Below are 18,598 nucleotides of genomic sequence, written 5' to 3'. Positions count from 1 at the left end.
CGCGAACGCCGCCGGCCGCGCCGCCATCACACCGCCTGCGCGGCCTGCCGTTCCTGCGCCCGCGGCGCCGCCGCCTCGCTCCCCCTGCCGCGGGACTCGCCCTGCAGAAGGAAGTACGACAGCGCCGGCACCAGGATCAGCGCGCCGAGCATGTTCCACACGAACATGAAGGTGAGCAGGATGCCCATGTCGGCCTGGAACTTGATCGGCGACCACACCCAGGTCACCACGCCGGCCGCCAGCGTGACGCCGACCAGCGCCACCACCTTGCCGGTGGTCGCCACCGCCTTCTTGTAGGCATCGGCCACCGACATGCCGGCTCGCTGGAACACGAGCTGGATGCTCAGCAGGTAGATGGCGTAGTCGATGCCAATGCCGACGCCCAGCGCGACCACCGGCAGCGTCGCGACCTTGACGCCGATGCCCAGATGCACCATCAGCGCCTCGGCGAGGATGGATGTCAGGATCAGCGGCAGCAGCGCGACGACGACGGCGCGCCACGAGCGGAAGGTGATCAGGCACAGCACCGCCACCGCCGCATACACGTACAGCAGCATCTGGCGGTTGGCTTCCTTGACGACGATGTTGGTGGTCGCATCCACCCCGGCGTTGCCGGCCGCCAGCAGGTACTGGCGCTCGGGCGTGCTGTACTGCTCCGAGAAGGCGCGCGCGGCCTCGACCACGCCTTCCAGCGTGCCGGCCTTGTGGTCGGACAGGTAGGCCAGCACGGGGCTGACCGAGCAGCGGGCGTTGAGGAACTCGGAGTTCCACGACACCGCGTTGCCGATCTGCGGGTCGATCAGGCTCTGGTTGTCGCTGATCGTCGCCCACTTGGGGTTACCCTCGAACATGCCCGCGGTGTAGGTGCGCACCGTCTGCCCCAGCGAGGCGGTACGCTGCACGCCCGGCACCTGTGCCAGCGTGGCGTCGAGCAGGTCGATCTCGGTCAGTGTTTCGTAATCGCGGCAGCCGTCGTCCGGGGTTTTCACGATCACCGCGAACACGTCGCTGGAGATGCCGTAGTGACCGGTGATGAAGGCGTTGTCCTGGTTGTAGCGCGAATCGGCGCGCAGTTCGGGCGCCCCCGCGTCGAGGTCGCCGATCTGCAACTGCAGCGCGGTCATGAAGCCCCACACGCCCAGCACCGCCGACACCAGCAGCGCGGGCACCGCCCAGCGCCGTTCGGTGAAGCGCTCCAGCAGCGCCCACACCCGGCCGAAGCCGCGCGGCGCCCGTTCGGCGGCATGCTCGGCGGCCAACGCGCGCGCCGCCGCCTTGGGGCTGACGCCGATGTAGGACAGCATCACCGGGATCAGGATCAGGTTGGTGAAGATCAGCACGCCCACGCCGATGCTGGCGGTGAGCGCCAGCTCGCGGATCACCGGGATGTCGATGATCATCAGCACCGCGAAGCCGACCACGTCCGCCAGCAGCGCCGTCATGCCGGCCAGGAACAGGCGGCGGAAGGTGTAGCGCGCCGCCACCAGGCGGTGGGTGCCGCGGCCGATGTCCTGCATGATGCCGTTCATCTTCTGCGCGCCGTGGCTGACGCCGATCGCCACCACCAGGAAGGGCACCAGCATCGAGAACGGGTCAAGGCCGTAGCCCAGCATCGACACCAGGCCGAGCTGCCACACCACCGCCACGATGGAGCAGCTCAGCACCAGCACGGTGCTGCGGATGCAGCGCGTGTAGGTGTAGATGATGGCCACCGCGATCACCACCGCGATGAGGAAGAACAGCGCCACCTTCTCCAGCCCGCTGATCAGGTCGCCGATGAGCTTGGCGAAGCCGATCACGTAGATGTCGACCTTGGCGTCTGCGGCGCCGGCATAGCGCTCGCGGATGTCGTCCACCTGCTTGGACAGGGCGTGGTAGTCCACCGCGTTGCCGTCGGCGTCGAGCGGCAGCAGCGGCACCACGATCATGCTCGAGCGGTAGTCGTTGGCGACCAGGCTGCCGACCACGTTGGCGCGGGCGATGTTGATGCGCAGGTCCTCGATGCTGCGGGGCGAGCCGTCGTAGTCGTTGGGCAGCACCGGCCCGCCGGCGAAGCCCTCTTCGGTCACTTCCGTCCAGCGCACCACCGGGGTGAAGATGGATTTCATCCACGGCCGGTCGACGCCGGGCAGCAGGAAGACCTCGTCGTTGATCCTGGCCAGGGTTTCCAGGTAGCCGGCGTCGAAGATGTCGCCCTCGCGCGCCGCGACGACGATGCGCAGCGAATCGCCCAGGCCGCGCAGCTCGACGCGGTTTTCCAGGTAGTTCTGGATGTAAGGATGGCTCTGCGGCAGCATCTTGTCATAGCTGGCGCCGATCTTCAGGTCCTTCATCTGGAAACCCAGGAACAGCGTCAACAGCACACAGACCAGGATCAGCACGAGCCGGTTGTTGAAGATGATCTGCTCCAGCTTGCCGCCCGACTTCGAATCGAAGTCTTTCGGGTCGCGGATGATCGCCATGTCCATCTTGTTGGGTGCAACAGCCATTTTTGTTGTTCTCCGCGTTATCGGGTGGCGCGATCGCCATCGCCCGCTGCCTGCAGCGTGCCCACCGCCTGCATGCGCACGCCTTCCGCGCCGACCAGGCTCAGCACGCCGCGCGCATCCGCAGCGACGCCGGAATAAGACATCGGACTGGCGGCGCGAAACGCCTGGAAGCGCTCGGCGCGCGCATCGCCCAGCAGCAGCCCGCCGGCGAGGTTGGCGAGCAGGATGCGCCCGTCTTCCAGTTCGGCGCCGCCGGCCACGCCGGCATGGCCGTCGATCGCGACCCGCTCCCAGCTCATGCCCAGGTCGGCGCTGCGATAGACACTGCCGCGCATGCCGTAGGCGATCAGCGCCTGCCGCCCGGCGACGATGCCGAACAGGGTGCCGTGATACCCCGTGGGGCGCTGCACAAAGCGGTCCTCGGCGGCGTCGTACATCCACACCATGCCCTGCTCGCCGACGATGGCCAGGCCGGCCACGCCGCCGGCGATGCCGTAGAAGTGCAGCTCGTCGGGGTTGTCGACGCGATGCCCCAGCGGCTCCCATGTCCGGCCGCCGTCCTCGGTGCGCAGGATGCGGTTGAAGGTGCCGACCACGTAGCCGCGCCGTTCGTCCTCGAAATACACGCCCATGAAGGGCTGGGTTCCGCCCAGCTCGGCCAGGCTGCGTTCGCGTTCGATGGCCTCCGCGCCCTCGGCCCCGGCCTGCGCGTAGTATTCGATGATGCGCTGCGAGGCCGACTGCCCGTCGAGCTGCTTGGTCCAGCTGCGGCCGCCGTCGGCACTGTGGATCACCACCCCGCCCTGCCCCACGGCCCAGCCTTTGTCCGGGGTCGGGAAATGCACCGCGAGCAGGTCGGTGCGTACCGGCACCGCGGCCTGCGTCCAGTTCTGCCCGGCATCGTGGCTGACCACCGCCACGCCGCGCTGCCCCACCGCCATCAGCAGGTCGCCGGCGCTCGCCACGCCCACCAGCGGGCTGCGCGCGGCGGCGACGTTGGCCAGCGCCGGCGCCTGCAGCGGATCCTCGAAGGCGCCCCAGGCCGCATTCGCCGCCAGGCCGAGCGCGGCGGAACCGAGCAGCACACGCAGGGTATCGATTATCTTCATCTCTCACTCCGAATGGCGCCGGCCGGAAGCGCGTCCGGCCGGCGGCCACCTTGCCTCAGGGTTTCACCAGCGGAATCAGCGCACGCCCGCGCGCGTCAGTGCCGAGCTTTCGTAAAAGCTGGCCGGCTTCGCTTCCTGCGGCGGCGTCACCACCATCATGCCCGCGCCCGGCGGCGTGTAGGCCTGGCGCACGTAGGCGCCGTTGGTCAGGTCATGCACCACGAACTCGTGCGTGTTGTGGCCGGTGGTTTCGTAGAAGGGGTAGTAGTGGGTCTGCGTCACGCGGTAGATCTTGCCGGCCTCGTCGTAGTTGTCGGCCATGCCCACGGCGTAGATGTCCTCGTCCCAGTAGATGACGCGCCTGGGATAGACGTGGCGCTTGCCTTCCTTCAAGGTTGCCTCCACCACCCATACACGGTGCAGTTCCCAGCGCACGCAGTCGGGGTTGAGATGGTTGGGGGTGAACACCTGATCGGGCGCGCACTGCTTTTCGTCGTGCAGCTTGAAGGTGTTGTACGGAATGAACATCTCCTTGCGGCCGAGCAGCTTGTAGTCGTAGCGGTCGAGCGAACCGTAGAACACCTGCGTCTCATCCACCGTGCCGACGCCGCCGCCCGCCGGGCTGGGGGTGTCGTAGGCCACGTCCGGCGACAGCTTCACGCGGCGCTGGCCCGGCATGTAGGTCCACGAGCGGCGGCCGACGTTGAGCATGTCCACCGAGTCGTGCATCACCAGCTTCTCGCCCGCCTTGCGCGCCGGGCCGGTCCAATCGACGCGGCCGAACTCGAGCATCTCGTCGGCGCCGATCGGCGCGGTGCGCGACGGGTCCATGAACGGGAAGGTCTGCCAGTACTCGAACGCGCCGGTCTCCACCCGCCGGCCGCTGCGATCGACCAGGGTCGAGGTCTGGCGCGGCGAATAGTAGGCGTACTGGTCGTACTTGATGGCGCGGTTCCACATCACCTGCGAGCCGTTCTTCGGAATCGGGAACAGTACCCCGCCGTAGCAGGTGCCCGCCAGCTGCAGCTCGTTCGGCGCCAGTTCGCAGCTGCCGGCGTTCTTCAGCGTGTTGTCGAGCACGTACTGCGGATACTTGGCGGTGCGGTGCGTGGGATAGACGTCGATGCGGAAGTTGGGGTACTTGCGCAGCATTTCCTTGTGCCCTTCCGTCAGCTTGTCCTCGTATTGGGCCATGTTCGCCGCGGTGATCGAGAACAGGGGCTTCTCGCCGGCGAAGGGGTCGGGGCGGAAGCCCGGCTTGGCGGGGTCGTAGCCGGCGGGCGGCTCGATGCCGCCGGTGTAGGCGGGAATGCTGCCGTCCGCGTTGCCGGCCTTGATCGCGCCCCAGGGCGTCAGCGTGCTGCCGAGCTGCTTGATTTCCTCGGCGGTGGGCGCCGCGTGCGCCATGGCCGAAGCACCGAGGGCGGCCGCCAGGGCCAGCGTCTTGAGTCGTGTATTCATGTGATGGATCCTTTTTTCCGGGCCCTTGTCGGGGTTGGGGCGATCAGAAGGTGGTCTTGAACGTGAACGACAGCCAGCCGCGATCGGACGTCAGGCCGCTGCCATTGGTCCCCTGCCACACGGTGGGCGCCGCGCCCGGCATCACGTCCGCGTTGGGCGCCTTGGTGTAGGGGCCGTAGTAGTCGTTGTACGACAGCGTGAAGATGTACTTGGCCTGCACGTCGGCGCTCAGGCCCACGCTCCACGCGCCCGATCCCTCGGTCGCGCCCAGCGGCGTCGGCGAATTGCCCTTCAGGCCGCGCGAGTAGTTGATCGGCATGCTGAGGTCGACGCCCGGCACCACCTGGAACCAGGTCGGGCTGAAAGCGATGTTCAGGCCCCACGCATCATCCGTCGCACATCCGGCCTTGATGCCGCCGGTACATCCGTAGCTCTTGTGGTTGAACGCGGCGCGGCTGTTGCGCTTGACCTCGTCGAGGCGGCTGTAGCTGAGCTCCATGGTGAGGGAAGCGGAGTCGTACACCGCCGAACTGCCAAAATAGGCGATCGCGTTCAGCACGCCGTGCCAGCTGTCACCGATCGCCAGCGAATCGGCCGAACCCTTGGTGGCGAGCGCGGTGTTCTCGCGCCGCGACAGTTCGCCGCCGACCGCCACCGACCCGACCAGGCGCGAGAAGCTGACGCCGTACAGCCGGACGTCCTCGGCATAGGCATTCTGCAGGTAGCTGAAGTTGCCGCCGTTGATCATGGTCGGGTAGCGGTCGTCGAAGCGCCGGTAGTAGAAGCCCAGGTCGCCGCCCAGCCAGTCCGACTTGACCGTCGCCATCAGGCCCCAGCTGCCCCGGTCGTTCGGGCGCTTGTACGGCCCATGCGAAAGATCGCCCACCACCGGATAGCCGCGCGCGTGAGTCCCGCCCAGGAAGCTCAGGTCCGAGCCGCCGAGATAGGTGCCGCCTTCGGGCAGGCGGTGCGGGTCCCACTCGAAGTAATAGTTGGCGGCGATGCTCACCTTGTCGTTCAGGCGCGCGCCCATCGACACCTGGGTCTGCGGCAGGAACAGTTCCTTGGCCTCGGTGCCGGGCGTGGACGTCGCCTTGCGCAGGTCCAGCGGCCCCTGGCCATAGGCGATGGAGTTGCCAAAGGTAAACAGGGATTCGCCCCAATACACGTTGTGGCGGCCCGCGCGCAGGTTCACCGGCACGGAACCGATGTCGAACTGGGTGAACACGAAGGCGTCGAGTATTTCGCCGGAGCGCTTGTACCAGCGCTCGATCTTGTTGGTGTAGCGGTTGCCCGGATAGGCGGTGCCCAGGCCGGCCGCCTGGTAGGCGGGGTTGCCCTTCACCGAGCTGTCGTAGGCGAAGTCGCTCCAGGCCGTGGCCGACACGCGGAAACCGTGCTTTTCCTTGTAGACGAAATCGAATTCGCTCAGCAGGTCGATCCGGCTGGTCACCATGTCGCCCCGGTCCCAGCCGTAGTTGGTCGCCTGCGACACCCAGTTGTCCGCCAGCGTGCTGTTGCGCCCCTCCATGCGCCAACCGGCGTTGTACTTGACCGTGTTGTCCCAGCGCATCGAGATGTCCGGATTGCCCGACTGGATCTCGAAGGCGCTTGCGGGAGACAGCAACAGCGTCAGGGCTGCGCCACCGGCGATGCCGGCGACGCGCGAGCCCGTACCCCTGCGGGCTCTGTTCTTCTTATGCATCAGATGCTCCTCCTTTTGGTTGTTCGGGCATGAACTGCCCATCTGGGACCGCCTCGTGGCGGTACTCATTGGTATTCACATCCTGTTTGCACCGTCGGGCGCCTTCACGTCCCGGTGCTGACCAGGCGCAGGAACAGGCGCTCGAAACCGGCGCTCTTGTCCAGGTCGAAGCGGGGGTCGCCATTGGCCTCGAAGGCCTGCGCGATGCGGTGCCAGTCGTCCTGGTCGAGATGGGCCTGGCAGGCGGGCAGGACGAACTTCTCTTCCAGCCGCATGTGCTCCCACAGCCGCTCCGCATAGCGGTCCAGCGCCTGCTCCAGCCCGCCAAGGCTTTCCTCCTGCGGCGTGGCGACATAGGCTTCGACGGCGGCGTCCAGCGCATCGATGAAGGCGACTTCCTCGGCATGCTGGGTCTGCAGGGTTTCGAGCAGCGCGTCCATGCTGGTGGAGCGCGCTTTGAGACAGGCGAACAGGTAGGCGTCTTCCTTGGGGTGATGCATGCCGAGCGTGAAGCGGCGGAAGTACTGCACTGCGCCGCGCAGCCATTCGGCATCGGCCGGCTTGCCCAGGCCCCGCGCCTGCCCGAAAGCCTGTTTCAGCGCGTGCACGACGGCCGCCATCGAGCGGTGCTCGCCCTTGATCACCGCCACCGCGGCTTCCATCTCGCGGCTGGGCGCATTGGCTTCCACCGTCGACACCAGGACCGGCACCGTGCTGTGGCCGAGCACCTTGGCGGTCTGCGAGCCGATCAGCAGGCCGCGCCAGCCCTTGCGGCCGTGCGAGGCCATGAAGATGAGGTCGCAGCCGCGCTCCAGCGCGGCATCGACGATCGCCTCGTAAGGCCGGTCGCTGGTCCTGATCACCGAATCGGACGCCACGCCGGCCAGGCGGGCCTCGGCCTCGGCCCGCGCGAGCACCGCCTGGGCCGGGCCGGGCGCATGCTCGGCGAACTCTTCCGGCGCCAGCGCGTGCAGCAAGGCGCCGTCGCTGGTGGCGGCATAGTCGCCGCGCGCATGGAAGAAAGTAATCCGCGCGCCCAAGGTCCTGGCGAAGGCGACCGCTTGCGTCGCCAGGCTGACCGCCAACACCGAATCGTCCACCGGCACAAGAATATGTTGGTACATCCGGCCCATCTCCTGTTCAAGCTCCACCGGCTTCATCCGGCGGATTCGGCTGCGGCGTCCGGCGCGGATCGGAAGCGATCACGCACATAACAAACATACACGTTGGTTTTATTCTAAAGGACACCGAACATAAAACCACACAAAAACCCCATCAATTTATTGAATGGCAAATGCCGCTCGCCAGGCCGCCTCCGCGCACGCCCAGCCGCCGCCGGGCGGCCTTCGTCCGGCGGTGGCTGGGCGCGATGCGCGCGCGGGCGGGAATGCGCGGGCGAGGCGCCCGTTCAGAGCAGTTGCTGCAGTTCGAAGACGTTGCCGTCCGGGTCGCGCCCGTAGGTGGCCTTGGCCGTGCCGAAGTCCTGCGGCGGACTGTGGAACCGGATGCCGGCCGCGGCCATCTTTTCGTAGACGGCATCCACATCCTCGACGTCGAAGCACAGATGCGTGATGCCGTGGTGGTGCACCGGCCGCTCCGCCGCGCCGGGCGCGGGCTGCGGCGGAGCCTCGAACTGGAACAGCTCGACGCAGACCGCCCCCAGCCGCATCATGACCGTCTCCGCGGCGGTGCCGCGCAATGCCATCACGGCATCGATCTTGTCCTGCCCGGCCGGCCAGCTCACGCGGGAGATTTCCTCGAAGCCGAGCAGGTCGCGGTAGAAGGCGCGCATGCGCGCGAGGTCGGGGGTGGACAGCGCCACGTGGTGTACGGCTCGGATCATGCGGTGGTTTCCTCGCGGATGTCGCAAACGGAAAAATACGGAACGGCGGCCGTGCACGGGCGCGGCCGCCGGGTGGCGGCGCCCCGCCGGCCGGTCAGGCGATCAGCCCGGCCTGGTAGCTCAGGTCTTCGCGGTCGCGCCGGCCCTGGAGGCGGTAGGCGGCGAATTCGCCGTCGCTGCGGCCGGCGTAGGGCCAGCAGGCGTTCCAGTCCATCAGTAGGTCGCGGTGCAGCATCTTCCATACGCCGTCGCGCTTTTCCCATACGTCGCGGTAGCGCATGTTGTCCGGACAGTTGATCCTGGTCCCGTCGGGCAGCGCCGCCGCGGCGTTGCCGAGCATGTAGGACTCGGCCGTGGCCCGCTCGCCGTCGACCTCGATGATGACGTTGGCGATGCGGTGGAAGGCCCAGATCAGGTTGTCCTTGATGAAGGGGATGTCGTACTCGCAGAAAGCGTGGGCGTTGCCGTCGAAAATGCCGAAGATCACCGAGCCGTCGTGATGGAAGACGGCCTTCAGCAGGTCGAGGTCGCAGCGGTCGACCGCCTGGATGTAGCGGCACATCTGGTCGTAGATGGCCTGCTTGTCGGCCAGAGCCTGGAGGCGGGCGGCGGCACTCATGCGCGGCTCCCGTCGTACAGCGCGTAGATCGGGTCGTCCTTGCTGCGCTGGCCGCGCAGCTTGATCATGCCGAACAGGCCTTCGTCCCACACCGCGGTGGTGGGGAAGCTCATGTTCCATTCGTGCACGAAACTGCGGCGGGCGATCTTCCACTGGCCGCCGCTCTTGCGGTACTCGTCGATGTAGCGGCCGCCGATCAGCGTGTCGGTCTTGCCGCCGTCCTTGTTCCAGGTGGCGACGTTGATGACGTAGATCTCGCCGCGTGCGCGTTCGCCGTCGACTTCGAAGAACTCGTTGGACACCGAGTGGAAGCTGCGCTCCAGGCCGGCGGGGGCGAGCAGCGTGGCGGCGAACTCGCTCGCCGGCCCCTTGAAGGCACCCTCCTCCACCTGCGCGCCTTCGGCCCACAGGCTGTCGTACAGCGCGCGGTCCGCGCGGTCGGCGGCGCGCGCGTACAGGGTGTTCAGTTCGCGCAGCGCCTGCTTGTCTTCGAGCAGTTGCAGCAGGCCGTCATCGTTGTTCGCTTGGCTCATCTCATCGTCTCCGTCATGGGGTGGGGGTGTCGTTGTCGTTTCCGGCGGCCGGCCCTGCCGGGCGGCTCACCGGTTGGCGTAGCCGGCATCGACGTTGATGGTCGTGCCGGTCACATAGGATGCGAGGTCCGAGGCCAGCCACAGGCTGGCCTGCGCCACCTCCCGCGCGTCGCCGAAGCGGCCGAGCAGGCTCAGCGCCGACTGGAAGGCCGTCCGCTCGTCCTCCGTCGGGCACAGGCCGGTCAGCGCGTTGCGCAGCATGGGCGTGTCGATGGCGCCGGGCGCGACCGCGTTGACGCGGATGCCGTGGCCGCCGTTCTCCAGCGCCGCCACCTTGGTGAGGCCGATCACGCCATGCTTGGCGGCGACGTAGGCGCCGTTGTTGGGCTGCGGCCGGAAGGCACTCACCGAGGCGATGTTGATGATCGACCCGCCCTGTCCCTGGCGGATCATCTGCGCCAGCGCATGCTTGAGGCACAGCGCCACGCCCTTCAGGTCGACGGCGATCACGCGGTCGAACTCGCTTTCGTCCATCTCGGCCAGCGGCCGGGTGTCGGGCGTCACGGCAGCGTTGTTCACCGCCACGTCGAGGCGGCCGAAGCGCGCCACCGTCGCCGCGACCATGCGCTCGACCTCGCCGCCGAGCGCCACGTTGGTGCGCTGGAACATCGCTTCGCCGCCCGCCTGTTCGATGGCGGCGACCACGGCCAGGCCCTCGGTTTCGTTGAGGTCGGCCACCACCACGCGCGCGCCGGCCTCGGCGAACAGGCGGGCGGTGGCCGCGCCCATGCCCAGCGCGGCGCCGGTGACGATGGCCACCTTGCCGCTCAGAATCCGTCCATTCATCGTCGCATTTCTCCGCTGTGGGCCCTGCAGGGCATGGCCGGCGCGCTCAGGCGCGCAGGAAATCGTAGGAGACGTCGCCGCGATCGGGCCGGCCCCTCGCCGCCAGGGCGCCGATGCCCTGGTCCCAGATGGCCGAACCCGGCTGGTTCACCATCCAGTCGACGACGAACAGGCGGCGGCTGAACTTCCATGCGCCACCGCGGCGTGCATAGCGGTCGAGGTAGCGTCCGCCGACCATCCGGTCCGTTCTGCCGCCCTGCTCGTCGACCGTGCAGGTCACGCCGATCACGTAGCTGCGGCCGGTGGCCTGCTCGCCGTCCAGTTCGAACAGCTCGTTGGAGGCGAAATGGTAGCTGATCTCCACCGCCGGATTCGGCGCGCTGATGGCCTCGGCGAACTGCTCGCCGCTGCCCTTGAACAGGCCGAAATCGATTTCGGAATCCGGCCACCACAGCGCCGCCAGCGCCTTGCGGTCGCGCCGGTCGACGCCTTCGCAGTAGCGCACGTTGAGTTCATGCAGGGCCTGCTTTGCCTGGATGCAGGCGAAGGCGTCCTGCAGTTGTTCGAGGTTCATTGCGTACTCCGTGGATGAGGGCCCCCGGCGGGGGAACGGCGCGGTGCGCGCCGGCGACAGCGGACGATACACGCCCGCCCCCTGCGCTGCTCAGCCGGCGCTCTCGCCGCCATCGATGACGAACTCGGCGCCGGTGACGTGGCGGGATTCGTCCGATGCGAGGAACAGCACCATCCGCGCCACGTCCTCCGGACGGCCCTGGGCATTGTCGGTGATCTGGTCGAGTGCGCCGGTGCTGGTGCCGGCCAGCGCCTGCGCGGCGGCAGCCGTCATCGGCGTGTCGTGCGCGCCGGGCAGGATCGTGTTGCAGCGGATGTCGTTGCGCTGGTTGCGGCAATGCACCGCGACGCTGCGGCCGAGCGCGCGGATGGCCCCCTTGGCGGCGCTGTAGCCGGCGATCTCGCCGATGCCCTTCAGCGCCGCGATCGAGGCGACGTTGATGATCGACCCGCCCTCGCCCGACACCTTCATCGCCGCGATGCCGTGCTTACAGCCGAGGAAAGTGCCCTCGGACATGACCGCGCTCATCAGGCGATAGTCGTCGAGCGTCGCGTCTTCCACCGAGCCGAAGCGCACCAGCCCGGCATTGTTCACCAGCACGTCGAGGCGGCCGAAACGGCGCAGGGTTTCGCCCACCACCATTCGCCAGTGCGCCTCGTCGCGCACGTCGTGCGGGAGGAATACCGCCCCGGGGATCTCCGCCACGGTGCGCTCGCCCAGCGCCGCGTTCGAATCGGTCACCACCACCTGCGCGCCCTCGCGCGCCAGCAGGCGCGCATCGGCAGCCCCCAGGCCGGATGCGCCGCCGGTGATGATCGCCACCTTGCCACTGACTCGCGCCATTCTTGCTGTCTCCTTTGCACTGCCGGGCATGAGCCGGGCGGCACCGGGCAATGCCCCCGCGCCGCGCCATGCGCCGTGTCTCCGTATGTTTTTTCCAGACGCCGCCGAGGGCATCCCTGATGTAAATAAAAACCATCAAGTTCGTTTTTTTAAAGAGACTACTCCTAAAACCCGGCCCTGCCAAGCACCTCGTTCCGAGCAAGCGCCGGCACCGCCGGTCCGCCTCACCCGGCTTCCGCCGGCGACCAGCGCGGATAAGCCTCCCCGGCCCGCCCGCCGGTCTCCGCGCCGCCCGGCAGGCCGGCAAAACCACGGCTGAAGAACGGCACCATCTCGTCGAGCACACGGTCGAGGTCGGACGAGCGGCAGCGGCCGTCGGAATGGCGGTCGACGATGCCGGCCTCGGTCAGGATGTGCGTCATCGCCGCCTCGACGAGGTAGAAGGCCCAGTGGATGCGCAGCTCATCCACATCGGACCGCGCCTGCCGGAAAACCTGCACGAAACGCTTCAGCAGAGGGTCGAACAGCTCGCGCGCGGGCTGCAGGAAGGCCGCGGTCTGGCGGTTGCCCATGGCCTGCGCCAGCAGCTGCATGTAGCTTTTCCAGCCCGCCCCGCCCCGCATCGACAGACCGAACGACGGCCGCAGGAAGGCCAGCAGGATCGCTTCGGCCGCCGGCCTGCCGGCGCCCGCCGCGGCGAGCGCGGCATCCAGCTCGGCCTCCACCGCGGCCAGGTATTCGGGCGCCCGGCGCTTGATCACCCGGGCGTACAGCTCGTCCTTGGTGCCGAAGTGATAGGTCAGCATGTTCAGCTTCAGTCCGGCCTCCGCGGCGATCTCGCGCATCGTCACGCCGTAGTAGCCGCGCTCCGCCAGCAGTTTTTCGGCTGCATCCAGAATCGCCTGCCGCGCCCCGTCGGGGTTGTTCCTGCGCGGCACGGGGCGCTTTCTTTCCTCGTTCGACACGTTTCCTCCTTCTCATCACCTGCCCTGCCCGGTCCGGTAAACGGCGCTTGACAGTGCCGGAAAACGGGCAGATTATACAAAACAAAACATACGTTCTGTTTTTTTATTTGAATACCAATCCCGCGTCGCCTTTCCGGGCACGACCCAGGATGAGCGCCACGGCATGGCATCCATGCCCCGGCGCATTTTCATGGCTGTCTTATAAACAGCATATTCTGTTTTTTCCGAAAACGGCCCTTTCCCCATGTCCCACGCAGGAGCCTCCATGCCCGTCCAGTCAGCCCCTTCCCAGCCCGATCTGGCCGCCCTCCAGGCCGACATTGCCGACCTCACCGCGCGCCGTGACATCCAGCGCGCGCTCAATGCCTACATGCGCGGCCAGGACCGCCTGCTGCCCGAGGTCCAGCGCCGGGCCTTCCATGACGATGCCTGGGTGGATTGCGGCCTGTTCGCCGGCCCGGCGGCGGCCTTCATCGACTTTGCCCAGGGCTTCCTGGCCGACTGCGCGGCCAGCCAGCACCTCATCGGCCAGGTCGATCTGCAGATCGACGGCAAGCGCGCCCGCGGCGAGGTGTATTTCATCGCCCACCATCGCATCCGCGAAAACGGCGAGGAGAAGGATTTGTTCGTCGCCGGCCGCTACCACGACGAATACGAGGACCGCGGCGACGGCTGGAAGATCGCGCGGCGCAAGGAAGTGGTCGACTGGGCGCGCACCGACCCGGCCACCGACGGCTTCCTGCGCGAGCAGACCGCACTGCACCTGGCCCGCCGCGGCGAACACGGCTGACCCCGGCCCCGCATCCGAACCCCCACCCGAGGAGACGACATGAACACACCCTGTGAAGCGATCCAGCCCGGCGCCGCGCGCTGCCCCGGCCCCTCCACCGCCGACATCATCCGCGCCGACGGCGACCATGCCCCGGCCCACCTCACCACGCCGAACTACCGGTTCATCGGCGACGAGGACATCGACTTCGCCCGCTACACCACGCGCGAATTCTTCGAGCAGGAAAAACAGAAGCTGTGGCTCAAGGTTTGGCAATGGGCCTGCCGCGAAGAGGACATCCCCGAGGCCGGCGACTACTTCGTGTACGAGATCACCGACCGTTCGGTGATCATCGTCCGCACCGCCGACGGCACCATCAAGGCCTACCCGAATTCCTGCCTGCACCGCGGCACGCAACTGAAGCCGGCCGGCTCGGCGGGGCGCTCGAAGAACCTGCGCTGCCCCTTCCACGGCTTCACCTGGTCGCTCGAAGGCGCGCTGACCGAAGTGCCCTGCCGCTGGGACTTCCCGCACATCGACGACGAGCGCTTCCGCCTGCCCGCGCTGCGCGTGGAGACCTGGGGCGGCTTCGTCTTCATCAACTTCGACGACCAGGCACCGCCGCTGGCCGAGCACCTGGGCATCCTGCCGGAGCACTTCGCCAACTGGGACCTCTCCGCCAAGTTCACCGCGCGCCATGTGCGCAAGCTGCTGCCGGCCAACTGGAAAGCCTGCCTGGAAGCCTTCCTGGAGTCCTACCACGTGCTGGAGACCCACCCGCAGGGCGTCGCCACCGTGGGCGATGCCAACAGCCAGTACGACATCTACGGCGACACCGTGTCGCGCTTCGTGCACCTGGTCGGCTACCCCAGCCCGCACCTGGAGCAGCACTTCAGCGAACAGCAGATCCTCGACGCGCTGATGGCCGAGGGCGTGGTGGAAGGCGTGGGCGAGGGCATCGGCGGCGACGCCGATCCGGCGGCCGGCCGCCTGCGCGTGCCCGAAGGCGGCACCGCGCGCCAGACCTTCGCCCGGCACCTGCAGGGCATGCTGGGCACGGCCTATGGCAAGGACTTCTCGCACCTGAGTGTGACCGAGACCATCGACGCCATCGAGTACGCGCTGTTCCCCAACACCTGCCTGTTCCCGTCGCTGCTGTTCCCGATGGTGTATCGCTTCCGCCCCAACGGCAACGACCCGGACACCTGCATCTTCGACCTGCTGTTCCTGCAGCCGCTGCCGGACTCCGGCGAACGCCCCGACCCGGCCGAACCCTTCGAGCTGGACATCGAGCAGTCCTTCCACGAGGTGCCGGGCTTCGACCCCGGCCTGGCGACCATCTACGACCAGGACACCGGCAACCTGATCGGCCAGCAGCGCGGCTTCAAGTCCAGCACCAAGCACGGGGAGACCCTGGGCAACTACCAGGAAGTGCGCATCCGCCAGCTCCACCGCACGCTGGACGCCTTCCTGCGGCGTTGACGCGGCCGCGCAGGCTCGCTGTTTTTCCCCTCTTTTCCTTCCCGGCCCGCCCGGCGGCGGCCGGAAAATCCATTACAAACACAAGGAGACACTCCCCATGAACCGACTCGACGGCAAGGTGGCCCTGGTCACCGGCGCGGCATCCGGCATCGGCGCCGGCATCGCGCGCCGCTTCATCCGCGAAGGCGCGAAGGTCATGCTCACCGACATCCAGCACGAAGCTGGGCAAGCCCTGGCCGACGAACTCGGCCCGAACGCCGCCTATCACGCACTGGACGTGGGCGAGCAGGCGCAATGGCAGCAGGCCATCGCCGCCGTGGAGCAGCGCTGGGGACGGCTGGACATCCTCGTCAACAACGCCGGCATCTCGTTCCCCGCCCACATCGAAGCCGCCACCGCGCAGGACTTCGAGCGCCACATGCGGGTGCATGGCTACGGCGCCTTCTTCGGCAGCCAGGCCGCCATCGCCAGCATGAAGCAGCGCGGCGGCGGCGCCATCGTCAATGTCTCGTCGGTGGAGAGCATCCGCCCCGGCCCGCTGTTCGTCTGCTATGGCGCCGCCAAGGCGGCGCAGGACGCCATCACCAAGACGGTGGCACTGCACTGCGGCGAGCAGGGCTACCGCATCCGCTGCAACTCGGTGCACCCTGCCGCCACCCGCACCCCCAACCTGCAGCAATACCTCGACGCCGCGGACGACCCGGTGAAGCTGGAGCGGATCTACGCCGGCATGCAGCCACTCGACCGCATCGCCGAGGTGGACGAGATCGCCGCGGCCGTCGCCTTCCTCGCCAGCGACGAGGCCAGCTTCATCACCGGCCACCAGATGTACGTCGATGGCGGCGTGCTGTGCAAACCCTACCCCGCCGGCGAAGGCGCCTGACGCGACGGAGCACGCCATGGACCAGACCTTCCACCCGCTGCTCGATTGCGCGGAACTCCCGCCCGGCGCCAGCAAGGGCTTCCGCATCGACGGCCACGACATCCTGGTCGGCAACGCCGCCGGGGAGTTCTTTGCCGTGCAGAACCGCTGTACCCACCAGAACGCGCCGCTGGAAGGCGGCCGCATCCGCAACGGCCTGATCGCCTGCCCGATGCACGGCGTGATGTTCGATGTCCGCACCGGCTGCGGCAGAGGCCAGATGGGCCGCGTGCCGCTGCGGGTGTACGCACTGCGGGTGATCGACGGCCGCATAGAGGTCTCGCTCGACGCGGCCCCGGCCACCACCGCCTGACCGCCCCGCCCGCCGCGCCCCAAAAGCCGGGGCACGGCACACAACGAAGGAGGAGACCACGATGAACGCCCGCATTCCCATGTCCGTGACCCCCGGCGACAGCGCCGGACTGCCGCCCGGCGCCGCGCGCTGCCCCGGCCCCAGCGTGCAGGACATCGTCGCCCGCGACGCCATGCCCGCACCCGCCATCCTGCGCGAGGAACACTATGCCTTCCTCGGCGACCAGGACATCGGCTACGACCGCTACACTTCGCCGCAGCACTTCGAACGCGAAATGACGCACATCTGGGCCAGGACCTGGCAATGGGCCTGCCGCGAAGAGCACATTCCGCAGACGGGCGACTACTACGTCTATGAAATCGGCCCCCATTCGGTGATCGTCGTGCGCACCGAAGACGGCATCAAGGCCTACCACAACGCCTGCCTGCACCGCGGCACCAAGCTGCGCTTCGACGAAGGCATGGGCTCGGCGACCGAACTGCGCTGCCCTTTCCACGGCTGGACATGGCAGCTCGACGGCCGCCTCAAGAGCGTCCCCTGCGCCTGGGACTTCCCCCACGTGCAGCCCGACGCCTACCGCCTGCCCGAGGTCCGGACCGGCCAGTGGGGCGGCTTCGTCTTCATCTGCCTCGACGACGACGCGCCGCCGCTGGAAAGCTATCTCGAAGTCCTGCCCGAACACTTCCGCGACTGGGATCTCGGGCGGCGCTACACCGAGCTGCACATGGGCAAGATCCTGGCCTGTAACTGGAAGACCGCGCTCGAGGCCTTCGTCGAGTCCTACCACGTGCTCGAGACCCATCCGCAGTTGCTGCACGGCACCGGCGACGCCAACGTCCAGTACGACGTCTATGGCGAGCACGTCACCCGCTTCTATGCCGCCGGCGGCGTCAACAGCCCGCATGTCGAGCAGCCGCTGAGCGAGCAGGAACTGGTCGACACGATGCTGATCGGGGATCGTTCGGTGGTCGATGACGCGCTCGTCGTCGGCGCGGGCGAGACCGCGCGTACGGTGATGGCCCGCTTCCTGCGCAAGACCCTGGGCGGGAAGTACCGCTGCGACCTGTCGCAGGTATCCGACGCCGAAATGATCGACACCATCGAATACCACCTCTTCCCGAACATGATCCTGTTTCCCGGCGTGTCGCTGCCGATGGTGTACCGCTTCCGCCCGCTCGGCATGGAGCCGGAACGCTGCCTGTTCGAGATTCTCTTCCTGCGCCCGCTGCCCGACGACGGCCTGCCGCCCGATCCGCCCGAGATGGCGCGGGTCGGCGAGGACGAATCCTACTCGGTCGTGCCCGGCCTCGACCCGCTGCTGGCCAGGGTCTACGACCAGGACACCGGCAACCTGCGCGCGCAGCAGAAAGGCTTCAGGATATCCAGAAAGCGCGGCCAGACGCTGGGCAATTACCAGGAAGTGCGCATCCGCCATTTCGAGCGCACGGTGGACCGCTATCTGGCCCGCGCCGCATCCGGGCAGTGAGGTGCGGGCGATGAGCGATGCACTCAAGGTGCTCAGCCTCCTGCGGCGGCGTCCCGGCCTGGACGCCGCCGGCTTCAGCCTGCATTGGCGCACCACGCACAAGGAACACGCGCTTACGCTGGTGCGTGCCGGCTTCTTTCGCGGCTACGTCCAGAACCACGCCCACGAAACCCAGCCGGAGGGGCTGGAAAGCGCCGCGGACGGCATGCCGGAACTGTGGATCGACGACCTGTCGGCGCTCGAACGCCTGGCCGCCAGCCGGGAATACTGCGAAGGCGCCGGGCCGGACGAGGCCAATTTCGTCCAGCCTCCGGTGCTGTCCTGCATCGCTCGCGAACGTGTGCTGACCGGCCTGCGCCACGCCGACCTGCCGGCCGGTGCGGTCAAGCTCATCCTGCTCGCCATGCGCCCTCCCGGACGGCCGCCGGCACGTTTCGAAGCCGGCTGGCTGGCCGGCGAGGACGGCTGGTGGGCGCCGGCCCATGCGCCGCTGCGGCTGACCCGTCAGGTTGCCGTGGAAACCGGGACGCCCTCACCCTTCGACGGTGCCGACTGCAGCTGGTGGCCCGATGCCGCTGCCGCGCAGCAGGCGTGGCGGGCCGCGGCGGCGCACGCCCGGCGCATCGCGGGCCCGCTGCG

At 68.0% G+C, this 18,598-nt stretch carries 18 protein-coding genes; 6 read left to right on the top strand and 12 right to left on the bottom strand.

The genetic code is table 11. From position 1 onward, the window contains the following. Window positions 1-26 precede the first annotated feature (26 nt). The 12 genes from C666_RS15135 to C666_RS15080 all read right to left on the bottom strand — a co-directional run bounded on the left by C666_RS15135 (window position 27) and on the right by C666_RS15080 (window position 12,987). Window positions 27-2,489, bottom strand: a complete 2,463-nt coding sequence (locus C666_RS15135; RefSeq protein ID WP_004342356.1) for an efflux RND transporter permease subunit — start codon at window positions 2,487-2,489, stop codon at window positions 27-29. A 17-nt stretch (window positions 2,490-2,506) separates the two neighbouring features. Further along, a complete protein-coding gene (locus C666_RS15130; protein WP_004342354.1) occupies window positions 2,507-3,598 on the bottom strand; it encodes a WD40/YVTN/BNR-like repeat-containing protein in 1,092 nt (363 codons plus the stop codon). Window positions 3,599-3,673: 75 nt separating this feature from the next. After that, entirely contained in the window at window positions 3,674-5,059 is a 1,386-nt protein-coding gene (locus C666_RS15125) for a DUF1329 domain-containing protein (RefSeq protein WP_004342352.1), read from the bottom strand. 43 nt (window positions 5,060-5,102) lie between these two features. Continuing rightward, complete coding sequence (locus tag C666_RS15120) at window positions 5,103-6,764, bottom strand: DUF1302 domain-containing protein (RefSeq protein ID WP_154666208.1); 1,662 nt, start codon at window positions 6,762-6,764, stop codon at window positions 5,103-5,105. A 104-nt stretch (window positions 6,765-6,868) separates the two neighbouring features. Then, window positions 6,869-7,888, bottom strand: coding sequence for a universal stress protein (locus C666_RS15115; RefSeq protein WP_004342348.1), 1,020 nt, complete (start codon window positions 7,886-7,888; stop codon window positions 6,869-6,871). A gap of 284 nt (window positions 7,889-8,172) precedes the next feature. After that, entirely contained in the window at window positions 8,173-8,607 is a 435-nt protein-coding gene (locus C666_RS15110; protein WP_004342346.1) for a VOC family protein, read from the bottom strand. A gap of 94 nt (window positions 8,608-8,701) precedes the next feature. Next, the gene (locus tag C666_RS15105) at window positions 8,702-9,226 is read right to left on the bottom strand and encodes a nuclear transport factor 2 family protein (RefSeq protein ID WP_004342343.1); all 525 of its coding nucleotides are present in this window, start codon (window positions 9,224-9,226) and stop codon (window positions 8,702-8,704) included. Further along, window positions 9,223-9,759 (bottom strand): nuclear transport factor 2 family protein, encoded by a 537-nt coding sequence (locus tag C666_RS15100; RefSeq protein ID WP_004342341.1) that lies wholly within the window; start codon window positions 9,757-9,759, stop codon window positions 9,223-9,225. Before C666_RS15100 ends, C666_RS15105 begins: the two co-directional genes overlap by 4 nt. Window positions 9,760-9,825: 66 nt before the next feature. After that, the gene (locus tag C666_RS15095) at window positions 9,826-10,605 is read right to left on the bottom strand and encodes an SDR family NAD(P)-dependent oxidoreductase (protein ID WP_004342339.1); all 780 of its coding nucleotides are present in this window, start codon (window positions 10,603-10,605) and stop codon (window positions 9,826-9,828) included. Between the two features lie 46 nt (window positions 10,606-10,651). Beyond that, complete coding sequence (locus tag C666_RS15090) at window positions 10,652-11,179, bottom strand: nuclear transport factor 2 family protein (protein ID WP_004342338.1); 528 nt, start codon at window positions 11,177-11,179, stop codon at window positions 10,652-10,654. Between the two features lie 90 nt (window positions 11,180-11,269). Next, complete coding sequence (locus C666_RS15085) at window positions 11,270-12,022, bottom strand: SDR family oxidoreductase (protein WP_004342336.1); 753 nt, start codon at window positions 12,020-12,022, stop codon at window positions 11,270-11,272. Window positions 12,023-12,246: 224 nt separating this feature from the next. Next, a complete protein-coding gene (locus C666_RS15080) occupies window positions 12,247-12,987 on the bottom strand; it encodes a TetR/AcrR family transcriptional regulator (protein WP_051020005.1) in 741 nt (246 codons plus the stop codon). Between the two features lie 265 nt (window positions 12,988-13,252). Between C666_RS15080 and C666_RS15075 the strand changes: the two genes are divergently transcribed. From C666_RS15075 to C666_RS15050, 6 genes are all read left to right on the top strand, one after another. Next, on the top strand, window positions 13,253-13,777 hold the full coding sequence (locus C666_RS15075) for a nuclear transport factor 2 family protein (protein ID WP_004342333.1): 525 nt from the start codon (window positions 13,253-13,255) through the stop codon (window positions 13,775-13,777). Window positions 13,778-13,816: 39 nt separating this feature from the next. Further along, window positions 13,817-15,238, top strand: a complete 1,422-nt coding sequence (locus C666_RS15070; RefSeq protein WP_004342331.1) for an aromatic ring-hydroxylating oxygenase subunit alpha — start codon at window positions 13,817-13,819, stop codon at window positions 15,236-15,238. A 97-nt stretch (window positions 15,239-15,335) separates the two neighbouring features. Next, a complete protein-coding gene (locus tag C666_RS15065) occupies window positions 15,336-16,121 on the top strand; it encodes an SDR family NAD(P)-dependent oxidoreductase (RefSeq protein WP_004342329.1) in 786 nt (261 codons plus the stop codon). 16 nt (window positions 16,122-16,137) lie between these two features. Further along, window positions 16,138-16,473, top strand: a complete 336-nt coding sequence (locus tag C666_RS15060) for a Rieske (2Fe-2S) protein (protein WP_004342327.1) — start codon at window positions 16,138-16,140, stop codon at window positions 16,471-16,473. A gap of 61 nt (window positions 16,474-16,534) precedes the next feature. Further along, a complete protein-coding gene (locus tag C666_RS15055; protein WP_004342325.1) occupies window positions 16,535-17,959 on the top strand; it encodes an aromatic ring-hydroxylating oxygenase subunit alpha in 1,425 nt (474 codons plus the stop codon). A gap of 10 nt (window positions 17,960-17,969) precedes the next feature. Continuing rightward, window positions 17,970-18,598, top strand: a 629-nt coding sequence (locus C666_RS15050) for an EthD domain-containing protein (RefSeq protein ID WP_004342323.1), incomplete at its 3' end; no start/stop codon positions are given.

Source organism: Thauera linaloolentis 47Lol = DSM 12138 (assembly GCF_000310205.1).
Classification (GTDB): domain Bacteria; phylum Pseudomonadota; class Gammaproteobacteria; order Burkholderiales; family Rhodocyclaceae; genus Thauera; species Thauera linaloolentis.
This window is presented reverse-complemented; position numbering and strand designations above follow the sequence as displayed.